The 13,380-nt window shown below is 65.6% G+C and carries 6 protein-coding genes; all 6 read right to left on the bottom strand.

Annotated elements, in window-relative coordinates; all coding sequences use genetic code 11:
- Nucleotides 1-81 precede the first annotated feature (81 nt).
- Nucleotides 82-1,545: a glycoside hydrolase family 125 protein gene (locus M3O59_RS14745; RefSeq protein WP_116905963.1), complete on the bottom strand. Its 1,464-nt coding sequence runs from the start codon at nt 1,543-1,545 to the stop codon at nt 82-84.
- Between the two features lie 496 nt (nt 1,546-2,041).
- Nucleotides 2,042-4,702: a glycoside hydrolase family 3 C-terminal domain-containing protein gene (locus M3O59_RS14740; protein WP_116905964.1), complete on the bottom strand. Its 2,661-nt coding sequence runs from the start codon at nt 4,700-4,702 to the stop codon at nt 2,042-2,044.
- 380 nt (nt 4,703-5,082) lie between these two features.
- Complete coding sequence (locus tag M3O59_RS14735) at nt 5,083-7,773, bottom strand: beta-mannosidase (RefSeq protein ID WP_181920565.1); 2,691 nt, start codon at nt 7,771-7,773, stop codon at nt 5,083-5,085.
- Between the two features lie 21 nt (nt 7,774-7,794).
- Complete coding sequence (locus M3O59_RS14730) at nt 7,795-10,245, bottom strand: family 20 glycosylhydrolase (protein WP_181920566.1); 2,451 nt, start codon at nt 10,243-10,245, stop codon at nt 7,795-7,797.
- Between the two features lie 253 nt (nt 10,246-10,498).
- Nucleotides 10,499-11,566, bottom strand: coding sequence for a glycosyl hydrolase family 18 protein (locus tag M3O59_RS14725; RefSeq protein ID WP_064633661.1), 1,068 nt, complete (start codon nt 11,564-11,566; stop codon nt 10,499-10,501).
- 3 nt (nt 11,567-11,569) lie between these two features.
- Nucleotides 11,570-13,255 carry an alpha-L-fucosidase gene (locus M3O59_RS14720; protein WP_064633663.1) on the bottom strand — a complete coding sequence of 562 codons (1,686 nt, stop codon included), beginning with the start codon at nt 13,253-13,255 and terminating at the stop codon, nt 11,570-11,572.
- Nucleotides 13,256-13,380 lie beyond the last annotated feature (125 nt).

Here is a 13,380-nt window from a genome sequence, read left to right as displayed (position 1 = left end):
GGGCACCTTCTCCCCATGAAGGGGACCGAGGTCCCGAGGGGAGAAGGAAGGCGCCGAACGCTGCGCCTTTCCCGCTGGGAATCAGGCGCTACGCAGCAGCTGGGGTTTGCGTTGATGCAGGTCGATGATCAGTTCGCCGAACAAGGTGTTGGCCCAGGCGAACCAGTCGCGGGTGAAGGTGCTCGGGGTGTCTTTGTCGAATGCCTCGTGCATGAAGCCGGTGCCGGCGTGCGTGGTCTTCAGCCACTGCAGGCATTGACGCAGTTGTGCGTCGTCGTCGCTGACCAGCGCGTACTGCACGATGGACATCGGCCAGATGGTGCCCATGCCGCTGTGCGGGCTGCCGACGCCCTCGGCGGCGGTGCCGCGCGAGAAATACGGGTTGCGCTCGCTCCAGGCCAGCTGGCGGGTGCGCAGGAACACCGGGTCGGCACGGTCGCAGCAGCCCAGGTAGGCCAGGCTGAGCAGGCCGGGGGCGTTGGCGTCGTCGATGAAGAGCAGGTTGCCGAAGCCGTCCACTTCGAATGCCCAGTACGCCTGCCCATCGCTGTCGCGCAATTGCCCGAACTGGCGGGTGGCGGTTTCCACTTCATCGGCCAGTGCGGTGCACTCGGCGGCAAAGGCGGTGTCGCGATGCAATGCCGTGCTCATCGCGGCCAATTGCCGTAGCGAGGTCACCGCAAACAGGTTGGCCGGCACGAACAACGGAAACACACAGGCATCGTCGGAGGGACGGAACATCGAATGGATCATGCCGTTGGGCCTGGTCGGCTGGCCGTAGCCTTCCAGCACCAGCGTTTCGGTGGCCAGCGGGGAGGGGCGCTGGAACACGTACGGGCCGCGGTTGTCCTTGCGCTGTTGCTCGCGGAAGGTGCGCACCACCACGTGCATCGCTTCGCGCCAGTCGTCGTCGAACGGTGCGGCATCGCCGGTGGCGCGCCAGTATTCGTGCGCGATGCGGATGGGGTAGCACAGCGAATCCACTTCCCACTTGCGCTCGCCCACGCCGGGCTTCATCTCGGTGATGTCGTTGAGCGACCATTTCAGGCGCTGGGTCTGGCCATCGGGCAGGAAGGCGTTGGCGTAGGGGTCGAGCTTGATGCACGCAGCCTGGCGCTGGATCAGGCCATGGAACATGCGCCGCAACGCCGGGTCGCGCTTGGCCAATGGCACATACGGGTGCACCTGCGCGGACGAATCGCGCAGCCACATCGCATGGATGTCGCCGGTGATGACGAAGGTGTCCGGCTTGCCGTTGCGGGTGCCGGTTTCCACGGTGGTGTCGAGCGTGTTGGGGTAGCAGTTCTCGAACAGCCAGGCCAGTTCCGGGTCGGCGATCTGCGCCTTGATCTGCACGATCTGCTGCTCGACTGCCTTGCTGACGAAGCGGCGCTGCGCCTTGGGCGGGCGCTTGCTGACGAACCCACCGCCCGCAGTGGAAGCACGTGCAGCAGGCACGGCCGCGAACGCGGGCAGGGCGCTGGCCAGCAAACCGGCACCGGCGCTGGCGCCGAGCAGCTGAAGGATGTCGCGGCGGGTATGCATGACCTCAAGACTCCATGGGTTCGACCGGCGATCCGCACGACCCTCATCCCTGCGCTGGCGGCCGCCGCAGGGCAGCCAGAGCGATGAGACCTATGCATGACCAATTCCTGATGACCATACAACGTGTGCGCCGAATATGCATAGTGCGCCCGCACAATTCGTTGCCGTATGCGCGGCTGTGCGACGGCGTGGCTGGCGGGCTGGTCCTTGGCTTGCGCGTATGCGCGCAAACCTTTGGTGGCCGGGGTGTCGACGCTTGCACCACCCGCGCCAAGGGCGCCAAGGGCGCTTGCAGGAAGCGCGCGTGCGCTGGCCGCCATCTTTGGATAGGCACGATGCGCCGATGCGCCCACACGGCTTTAAAAGACACGTCTGCACAAGACACCGTGCGGGCACCAGCAGGCGATTGACGACGCACCCGAATTGCTGCGTATGCCGTCTGCGCACAAGCGTCGGCATTGAACCGGCGCCTGCACGCATCAACGCCACCACGCGCCTACTTGGGCAGCGGCGACCGACCCTGGATCGTCAATGCTGCTGCCTCGCCCGGCGCACCGGTACCCGGCTGCCCACCACCGACAAACACGCGATAATCGCCGGCTTCCACCGCGCGTTGCCCGGTGCGGTCCACGTCGCTCAGCGCACGCGCATCCAGCGTGAAGGTGAGTTCGCGCTGTTCGCCCGGCTTGAGGTGCACGCGTTGGAAGCCGACCAGGCTGCGCAGCGGCGATTGCGGGCGGTCCGGGTATTGCAGATACACCTGTGCCACTTCATCGCCGGCGCGGGTGCCGGTATTGCGCACGGTGGTGGTCACCTGCAGCGTGCTGCCGGCCTGCAGCGTGGTGGTGGACAGGCGCGGCGCCGCATACGCAAAGCTGGTGTAGCTCAGCCCGTAGCCGAACGGAAACAGCGGCTCGCCCTTGAAGTAGCGATAGGTGCGGCCCTTCATGTCGTAGCTGACATATGCCGGCAGGTCCTTGGTGGAGCGGTAAAACGTCACCGGCAGCCGCCCGCCGGGGTTGTCGTCGCCGGCCAGCGCACGGGCAATGGCGGTGCCGCCGGACTGGCCCGGGTACCACGCGGCCACGATCGCATCGGCATGCGTCTTGGCCCAGTTCACCGCCACTGCGCTGCCGCTCATCAACACCACCACCAGCGGCTTGCCGGAGGCCTTTGCACGTTCGAGCAGCGCTTGCTGCGGGGCGGGCAGGGCGATGTCGTTGCGGTCGCCGCCGTCAAAGCCGGGCACATCGATGCGCAACTCTTCGCCTTCCACATCCGGCGACAGGCCGACGAAGGCCACCACTGCATCGGCCTGCGCCACGGCCCGTTCTGCTTCGGCCAGCTGCGCGGCTGCCGGTGCCAGCCATTCCAGGCGCACGCCCTGGTCCTGGCCGCGGTGCTCCATTTCCAGGCGGATCTTGCGCGGGCGGGTATCGTCGAAATGCAGCACGGTTTCCACGCTGCGGCCATCGGCGTTGTGCATGCCGGCCGGCACGTGCTTGTCTTCGGCATTGCCGGCAACCACCAGCTTGTCGTCGATGTAGAGCCGCACCGGGTCGTGGCCGGTGCAATCGAAGCAGCGCGCCACGCGCACTGCCAGGGTGTAATCGCCGGCACCGGGTGGCAGCAGCTCGCCGCTCCAGCGCACGGCGTAACGGTCGGCCGGCACGCCCTTTGCCGGGGCGACCTGGTCCCAGTTGAAGCTCACCACGCGGTCCTGCCGCACCACGCGGGCCGCGCCGGTCATGTCCACATTGTCGAAATATTCGCCACGCAGCCCCGGCTTGCCGTCGCTACGCAATGCCGTTTCCGGAATCATGCCCGGCACGCCGGCAGCCAACGGCGCGCCTTGCGCGTAGCGCACCTGCTGGGTGCCGAAGCGCTCGCGCAGGCCGAGCAGTGGCGTCACCGGCGCAGCTGAGGTGCCTTGGTAGTTGGCCTCCAGCGCGGCCAATGCATCGGCATTCGGGCCGACCACCGCCAGCCGCGTGCCTGCTTTCAGCGGCAGCGTGGCATCGGCGTTCTTCAGCAACACGATCGATTCGGCAGCCGCCTGCAGGGCCAATGCACGGTTGGCGCGGTTGTCGATGTCCTTCGCGCCAAGCCGCGCGTACGGATCCTTGCGCGGGGCTTCCAGTTCGCCCAGCCGATAGCGTGCGGAAAACAGGCGCACCAGCGATTGATCGAGCAGCGCTTCGTCCACTTCGCCGCGTTCGATGGCGGTCCCGAGGTCGCGATAGGCATGCCCGCAGTTGAGATCGTGCCCGGCCTTGAGCGCTGCGGCAGACGAACCTGCATTGTCGGGGCGGAAGTAATGGAACTGGGTCATGTCGTCCACCGCATCGCAGTCGGAGACCACAAAGCCCTTGAAGCCCCAATCGCCACGCACGCGGCCGTTGAGCAGCCAGTCGGCCGCGCACGCCGGGGTGCCGTGCAGCGAGTTGTAGGCACACATCACCGAGCCGGCCTGGCCCTCGACCAACGCCGCGCGGAAGGCCGGCGTATAGGTCGCCTCCACATCGCGCGGCGAGACATCCACATCGAACCCATGCCGACCCGGCTCCGGGCCGCTGTGCACGGCGATGTGCTTGGGTGTGGCGATCGTGCGCGGGTGTTCCAGATCATCGCCCTGCAAACCGCGGATGAAACCGACCGCCAGTTGCCCGGTGAGGAAAGGATCCTCGCCATAGGTTTCCATGCCACGGCCCCAGCGCGGGTCGCGGAAGATGTTGATGTTGGGCGACCAGATGGTCAGCCCGGCGTAACGCGGGTGGTCCTTGCCCGGGGCGCCAGCCTGGTTGAACTTGGCGCGCGCCTCGGTGGAGACCACTGTGCCCACCTGCTGCATCAGCGTGGTGTTCCAGCTGGCGGCCAGGCCGATCGCCTGTGGAAACACCGTGGCGTAGCCATTGCGCGCGATGCCATGCAGGCCTTCGCTCCACCATTCGTAGGCGGGGATGCCCAGACGCGGAATCGCTGGCGCATCGTTCATCGCCTGGGCGACTTTCTCTTCGCGGCTCATTTGCGCCACCAAGGCAGCGGCACGTTGTTCGGGGCTACCGGCGCGCTGGGCAGTGGCGGCATGCACGCTGCACGGCAAGCCAAGGCTCAGGCCCAGCGCAATGGCAAGGCGCGATACAAACACGGATGACATCGATCTACTCCTGCGCAGCGGTCAGCGCCGCGCGTTGTCTTGGGTGCTGCCGCAGGGAGCGCGGCAGAACAGGGGTTTGGGGAACGCTGCGCGGTTGCCGGTCGTTACCTGGGGCTGGCTGGTACGTCATTGCCAGATCCGTGTCTGTGCGGCGAGCGTTGCCAGCGCGGTGCAGAACAGCGGCCTTGTCGTAAAACCTCGCGATTGAGACGCGCCTTCCCTTGCCGTGTGCAACGTCTGCGCCCGGCGTTGCCAGCACAACCGTCAGCTCCGCTGGCTGCATGATCGGGCCCAGCGAGACTGCCGTGCGGCCGGCAACCCCGTCTCCCATACCGCGGGAGACGGGCCCGAATAACGCATCAATCGCGCCCGGTCGTGGCTCATTTCGCGGCCGGCGCTTCCTGCGGCTCCGGCGGTGCACCGGCCAGCGTGCTCGCCAGGTCGCGCACCTGCAGGGTGGATTGCAGCTGTGCCAACGCAGCCTTGCTGCTCACGCGCACGGTCAATGGCTCGCCGGGCAGCAGGTCGAAGGCGTTATCCGACAGCGTGGCGTCCACATCGCCGAACGACAGCCACACCTCGCGCGCCAGCGTGTTGCTGGTCAGCGTCAGCGCATAGCCGTCGCCATCGGCGCGCCACTGGCTGTCGATCTTTGCGGCCGGCATTGCGAGCTGCTTGGCCGGTGCGAAGAACACCACTTCACGCGACAGCAGCTTCTCGCCGTCGAACAACTCGAACACCGCGTAGGTCCGCTTGGGATCGGCGCTGCCCAGCAATTGCTTGTCGCTGAAGTTGCCCACCTGCAGGCTGCTGAGCGGTTTGACGCTGGCTTTTTCTTCGCGCTTGCTCAGCAGCTTGCCGTCCATGCTCATCACCCGCATGCGCCAGCGTGCCGCCAGCGGCGTGGTGCGGTCGGACACCAGCGAGACCTCGGTCTGGCCCTTGTCGTTACGCAACGCGGCGATCATTTCCGGCGCGTAGAAGCGGCGTGCATGGTAGTGCAGCGCCTTCCAGCGGCCGTAGTAATCCACGCTGGACCACGACGCGCCCGGCCATACATCGTTGAGCTGCCAGTACAGCGAACCCATCGATTGCGGGCGCGAGGCGCGCAGATGCGAGGCGGCCAGGTTGATGCCTTCGGCCTGCATCAGCTGGCTCAGGTAGACGAAGCTTTCGAAATCCTTGGGCTCGCCGAATTCGCGGCGGATATACAGCATCAGCCGCTTGTTGCCGTTGCCCTTGTCGAACTTCTGATGCACGCGCATCACCGGCGATTCCGGATCCATGTCGCCGGATTCGGCAAACGCGCGCACGGTGCGCATGTCCGGGAACGACTGCAGGCCGTATTCGGACATGAAGCGCGGGGTGACGTTGAGATATTCGGTGACCGGCAGCGCAGGGCCGCCCCACACCTTCCAGTAGTGCATGTCGCCATCGTTGGCCTGGTCCGCAGCGCCATCGAAATTGGTGCCCGGCGAAGTAGCCCAGTACGGCACGTCGCTATCGTAGGTGGCCACCACTTCGCGGAACACGGTACCGAACAAGGTGGTCATGCCGCGCTCGATGCGGCTGCGTTCTTCCGGGTCCACCGACTGCTTGAACTTGACCCGGTCGCCCCAGTTTTCCCAGCCGGTCTGCACTTCGTTGTTGCCGCACCACAGCACGATGCTGGGGTGGTCGCGCAGGCGCTTGACCTGTTCGATGGCCTCCTGCCGGGTGTTCTCGCGGAACTCCACGTCGTACGGCGGCACTGCGCCACCGAACATGAAGTCCTGCCAGATCATGATGCCCAACTCGTCGGCCACCTCGTAGAAGTGGTCGTCCTGGTAATGCCCGCCGCCCCACATGCGCAGCATGTTCATATTGGCATCGCGCGCGTCCTGCAGGGTACTGCGCATGCGCTCGGGGCTGACGCGCGCGGGGAACGCATCCAGCGGGATCAGGTTGGCGCCCTTGGCGAAGATCGGGATGCCGTTGATCACGATCTCCATGCTCTTGCCGAACTTGTCTTTTTCGCGGCGCAGCTCTACCGAACGCAGGCCGGTGGCGCGCTTGATCTGCTGGCTGTCGCCATCGGCGTCGCGCACGCTGGCCACGAAGGTGTAGCGGTCCTGCGCGCCATAGCCAGCCGGGAACCAGCGCTTGGGCTTGGCGATGCGCACCGCCAGGTCGATGCGGTTCTGGCCCGGGTCGACCACCGCGTCCTGGGTGAATTGGCCGACTTTTTGCCCATCCGGGCCCAGCACATCCAGCGTCACCTGCACCGGGCCGCTGCGGCCTGCCTGCAGTTCCAGCTGCGCCTGCAGTTGCGCAGCGTCCGCGTCCACACGTTGCTGGGCGATATGCAGCCCGTCCACACGCACGGCATCCCACGCTTCCACGCGCACATCTTTCCAGATGCCGGCGTTGACCATGCGCGGGCCCCAATCCCAACCGAAGTTGTACGGTGCCTTGCGCACATAAGTGGAGCTGTGACGCGATTCGGGCTCGTCGCCGAACGCCGAATCGTAGGCACCCGGCAGCGCATACGGCTGCTTGGCCAGCCACGGCTGGATCTTCTTGATCGGCGAGTACAGCTTGACCTCGAGCACGTTGTTGCCGCGCTTGAGCAGGGATTTCGCATCCACCCGCCACTGCCGGAACATGTTGTCGGCGCTGAGCAGCGGCTTGCCGTTGAGGGTGACCTCGGCAAAGGTATCCAGGCCATCGAACACCAGTTCCACGTGCTCGCGCTTGAGCGTGGCCGCATCCACGTTGAAGCGGGTCTGGTACTGCCAATCGCTCAGGCCCGCCCACTGGATCTTGCCTTCGTTATCGCGATAGAACGGGTCGGGCACGATCTTGGCGGCGATCAGATCTGTCTGCACCGCGCCAGGCACCTGCGCCGGCAACCACGCTGCGGCTTTCGGATAGGTCTTGGCTTGTTCCTGCCCCGGCACCAGCCGCACCTGCCAGCCTTTATCCAGGGTCTCTGCCGTGGGAGGCGCGGCCCAGGCCTGCGAGATGGCCAAGGCCAGGGCAAGCCCGAGACGGGCGGGGGCGGGGACGAAACGATGACGGGACAGGGGCATGGGTGACTCTCCTTGGATGGATCAGCGCGTGGCGGCGGGGGGCGCCTGCGCGGTGGTTTCAATCAATTGAACGGCGCCGATGGCATACAACGGGCCGCGAATGGGTGCGGTGAAACGCAGACACAGATCATGGACGCCGGTGCGTGCAGGCAATGGGGTTTCCAGGGTGAGCTGCTCGCCCACGCCGTCGCCCTGGGGCAGACGTACGCTGGCTAGCAGTTCGCCCTCGCAGCCTTGTCGCACTTCCAGCTCACCGCCGCGCGATTTGGCCGGGTACTGCACGACCTTGGATTGCTCGTGGGCCAGACCGAAGTTGTTCGGCAGACGTGCGGCGTCGATGCGGATCGCGCCGATCCCGTCCAGGCGCGCTTGCGGATACATGCGGCAGGCATGGAACAGATCGACGTTGTAGACCGGCGTGTCGGCGCCGGTCATCTCCGGCAGCAGCGGCAGGCGCAGGCCCAGCGTGCCGGACTCCACGCAGTGGCGCAGCCCTTGCGTGTCCACCCGCAACAGGCTGGCGCGATCGAAGCTGCGGCTGCGCGTGGCCGCCAGCGGCGTGCCGTTGGCATCGAACGCAGTGGCCTTGACCGTGGTTGGCAATTGAATCGTAAACGGTGCTTGATAACGCGGCGATGCCGGCGTGGGCTCGCTGCCGTCGATGGAGTAGTGCAGGGTGCCCGCACCGGTCTGCGTGCTCAACGCCACCTTGGCCGGGCCGCCGGCGAGTACCGGGTTGGGACCGGATTCCAGCGCGATATCGGCGGCGAAGGCGCCGTCGCTGTAGTCGATGCCCAGTGCCTTATAGCGCTGTAGCTGTGCCGGCAGGCGCGTCAGAAAGCTGTTCCAGTTACGTGCTGCCGGCGGCGACCAGGTCACTTCCGCCACCGCCGACAGACGCGGGAACAGGGCGTGATCCACATGCCATCTGGACGGAATGTATTCGGACCACAACGCGCCTTGTGCGCCCAGCACGTGCCTGGCCTGTTCGGCGCTGAGCTCGGCCGGCACCGGATCGAATGCATAGACTTTGGATAGCGGCAACACGGTCAGCCGGCCGTTCGGTTCGTCGCTGCGCGTGGTCTGCAAATTGTCCAGATACAACCAGTCGCCCGGCGCAAGCACTACATCGTGACCTTGCTTTGCCGCCACCACCGCGCCTTCGACGCCGCGCCACGACATCACCGATGCACTGGCCGGCACGCCGCCTTCCAGAATTTCATCCCAGCCGATCATGCGCCGGCCGTGCTGGGTGAGGTAGCTCGCCAGCTGTTCGTTGAACCAGCCCTGCATCGCATGCGCGTCCTTGACGCCCAGCCTGCGCATCTGTGCGCGAACGGCCGGCGAGGCTTCCCATTGATCCTTCACCGCCTCATCGCCACCGATATGGATGTAGGTCGACGGGAACAACGTCAGCACCTCATCCAGCACGTTGGTGATGAAGCTCAGGCTGCGTTCGCTGGTGTTGAACAGATACGGGTTCACGCCCCAGTCCACGCCCACCTGGGTGCGTACGCCGGGCACGCCCACTTCTTCCGGGTAGGCGGCAACGGCTGCCTGCGCATGCCCGGGCATGTCCAGCTCGGGCAGCACGGTGATGTGCAGGCGCGCCGCATACGCGACGATCTCGCTGATCTGCTCCTGCGTGTAGAAACCGCCATAACGCTGCGGCGTGCCGTGCTGGCCGCCACCCGGAGGCGTGCGCCATGCGCCAACCTCGGTGAGCTTGGGGTAGCGCTTGATTTCGATACGCCAACCCTGGTCGTCGGTGAGATGCCAATGCAGCACGTTGAGCTTGTGCAAGGCCATCGTATCGAGCACATGCTTGACCGTGGCCACATCATGAAAGTGGCGGGCCACATCCAGATGCTGGCCGCGCCAGCTGAAACGCGGCCAGTCGCGGATCGCCACCGACGGCAGCTGGACTTCGCCCTTGCGCGCATCCGGTGTCATCAGTTGCCAGGCGCTGATGGCGCCATACAACAAGCCGGCGCCATCGCGCGCGGCAATGCGCACGCCCTTGGCATCCACCTCCAGGCTGTAGCCTTCCTTGTGTGCCACCGGCGCCTGCGCAGTACGCTCCAGGCGGATGCTGCCCGGCGATGCGCTGGGTTCGACCCGCACTTCCAGCCGCAGCCCACGTGTGCGCTGCAGCAGATCGGCCAGATGTTCGGCACTGCGGCGCGCATCGGCATCGCCGGGCAAGATCGAGATCACCGTGCCGGTGCCCACCGTAAAGCTGCCGCTACCGCGTTCGACTTCGACCGCTGCAGGGATCAACGGCAACGCTGCGTTGGCGCTCGCTGTTGTTGCCACTGCAGGCGCGCCTGCAGTGGCCGCCGCTGGCGAGGTGCCGGCTGCACGTTGACCGCAAGCGGCCAGCGACGCCGCTGCGAATACGAGCGCAAGCAGGCGCGAGGACAACGGCGGCGCGGCTGTCAGGCGCGCGGTGGGTGCGGAGTTCGACATCATGCAATCACATCCTGATGTGGCGGCGGTACACGGCAGCCACGCACAGTAGCAAAGCCGTGTCGGAAGACGCAGGGACTGGCGCACGCTTCATCCCGCTGCGCAGCGTAGCCAGTGCGTTGTCGCGCGACCAAGGCAACCGCATCGGTCGTTGCAAAACGGGCGCGTGCAGCGCAGGAAGCGGGTCGCAGTACATGCAGTCCGCCACCAGCACCGGCCTCGCCCGCGCGCATGCGCAGCGTTGCGTCAGCTGCTGTCAGCGCTGCGCGGTGGGCAGCTCATCCCACACTTTCGGATCTTCGGCGCCCAGCACCCAGCAGCTGAAACCTTCCAGGCCGTACTGCTTGGTCAGCTCATAACGCGCCTTGAAGCTGCGCGCGTCCGGGCGGAACACCCACTCACGCATATCGTCGCGATAGAAATAGAACCACGATTCCTGCTCCACCGGATCCCACTGCACGGTGGCGTTCTGTTCGATCGCCAGCGGGAAGGATTCGTCGGCATCGATATACGCGGCTGCGATGTTCGACGCTTCGGTGCCGTCTTCCTTCACCGGGTTGCCGGTGTACCAGCGGTAGCCGTACGTGGCGATGCCCAGCGAGAGCTTTTCCTTCGGCACCTGGGTGATGGCGTAATCCAGGTGCTTCTTCATCCACACCATGCCATCGACCGGGCCCGGCGTGGTCCAGCGGGTGTGCTGGTCGTAGGTCATGATGCTGACCAGATCCGCGGCCTGGCCCAGCGCCTTGAGGTCGTACGCACCGCGCCAGTATTCCCACATCCACTTGGAAAACTGGCCGCCTTCGGCATGGCCCGGTGCATTGGGCACCACTGCCACCGACATCTTGAAACCGGCCTTGTGCAGCGCATCGGCGGTCTGCTTCACCATCAAGGTGTAGGCATCGCGATCGGTCCAGGCGATGTTTTCGAAATCGAACTGGAAGCCGTAGTACTTGTGCCGCTTGCCGTGGATCAGCAGCGATTCGATCATGCGCTTCTTGGCCGCCTCATCGTGCATCAGCTTGTGGAAGCCGTCGCGGCCGGTGGTCATCGACAGGATCGGCATCACCCGCAGCTTGTGCTGCTTGGCGATGTCGTACAGGTACATGTTGGGCGTGCCGTTGACCAGGCCGTTCTGATCCACGCCGTACCAGGTGGGCACCACCACATCGATCTTGTCGACGTTGGCGATGAACGAGTTGGTCGATTTCTGCGTGTTCATCAGATAGAACAACGCCGTGGGATTTTTGGCCAGGGCCGGGGCGCAGGCAAACGCCAGCGCAAGCAACATCCAGGTCAATCGCTTACTCATGAAAGACAACATCCATCAGGGAGTGGGGGAAGAGAGGTCGATGCGGAACACATACGCGCTCTCGCCAACCGGCTTGACCGGCAGCCGCAGATGCAGGCCATCGGCGCGTTGTTCGAACGGGATCTTCTTGCCGTTGGCCAGCAGCGTCACGCCGCGCACGCCATCGGCAGGTGTCAACGAGCGGATCACCGCCTCACCATTGCTCGGCCAACCCAGCTCGATCGCATACAGCGCGCCATCGCGGGTGGTGAAACGGAAATCTTCGGCCGTATATGGCTTGGTCTTGACGTCCTGGAAGGTGCCGCCCACCACTTCGGTGGGGCCTTCGCCATACACGCGCCACGGCGTGCTGTCGTAGATCGCGCTGCCGTTGGTCTTGAGCCAACGACCGATCGAAAGCAGGATGCCGCGCTCGGTGTCCGGGATCGAGCCATCCGCACGCGGGCCGATGTTGAGCATCAGGTTGCCGTTCTTGGCCACCACATCGGCCAGCATGTGGATGATGAAGGTGGGCGACTTGTAGGTGTCGTTTTCGATGTAGCCCCACGAGGCATTGCTCACCGAGGTATCGGTCTGCCAGTGGGTGGGATGGATGCCGGTCAGCTGGCCGCGCTCGATATCCAGCGTGCCGGCGCCTTCGGGGAAGGCGCCCAGCTTGTAGTTCACCACCACGCCGCGGTCGGCCTCGGTCCGCGCTGCGCCCTGGTTGTAGTAGTACGCCAGCATCGTCGGCAGGCTGCGCCGGAAGGTGGGGTGGGCAATCCACCAATCGAAATAGATCAGGTCCGGTTGATAGGTGTCGATCAACTCGGTGGTACGCGCCAGCCAATCGTCCAGCCAGGCTTGCGAGACCGGCGTCCAGTCGTTGGCCACATCGGCATCGTCCTTGCCCGGCAGGCGCACCTGGGCCGGGCCGTACAGCGCCGCATAGCGCGGGTCGTTGACGTCGGAGTCGAAGGTGCGCCCGCCGTCGAAGAACCAATTGTGTTCGGCACGATGCGACGACAGGCCGAAGTGCAGCCCCTGCGCGCGGATCGCCTTGGACAGCTCGCCCAGCAGGTCGCGCTTGGGCCCCATCTTCATCGCGGTCCAGTCGGAGAGTTTGGAGTCGTACAACGCGAAGCCGTCGTGGTGCTCTGCCACCGGCACCACATAGCGCGCGCCGGACTCACGGAACAACCTGGCCCAGCCATTGGGGTCGAACTTGGGCGCGGTGAACTTGGGAATCAGATCCTTGTAGCCGCTGCTGGCCTGCGGCCCGTAGGTGGCGACGTGATGGGCGAATTCCTTGGAACCTTGCAGATACATATTGCGCGAATACCACTCGCTGCCGAACGCCGGCACCGAGAACACGCCCCAGTGGATGAAGATGCCGAACTTGGCGTTGTCGTACCACGCCGGCGACTGATACGCCTTCAGTGCGGCCCAGTCGGGACGGAACGGACCCTTGCGTGCGCCGGCTTCGGCTTCGCGCACCAGACGCTCGCGTTCGGGCGCGTACTTGGCGGTGGCATCGAGCCACTGCTGGTCGATGGCCTCGGGGCTGAGCGTGGTAGCGGTCGGCGCGGTCGGCGATTGCGCGGCACTCGCCTGCACGGCGGGCAACGCAAGCAGCAGAGCGAACGCGAGCGCTCGACTCCTGGGTGCAGCTCCGGCGTGGCGGCGGGATGGAGCCGCAAACACGCGGCTATCGGTCGTCATGGGAACTGCACTCCTGTAAGCGAGACGCGTCGGTCATGCTGCGGCCGCGCGTGGATGGCAAAAGCGGGCCTGGCCATGCTCCCTCAGCTGCGAAGGGGCGTGGCCAGTACCACTCCTTGGTACAA

The sequence above is a fragment of the Xanthomonas nasturtii genome (genome assembly GCF_023337365.3).
Taxonomy (GTDB): Bacteria; Pseudomonadota; Gammaproteobacteria; order Xanthomonadales; family Xanthomonadaceae; genus Xanthomonas; species Xanthomonas nasturtii.
The sequence above is the reverse complement of the archived record's forward strand: the minus strand, read 5'-3'. Positions and strand labels throughout refer to the sequence as shown.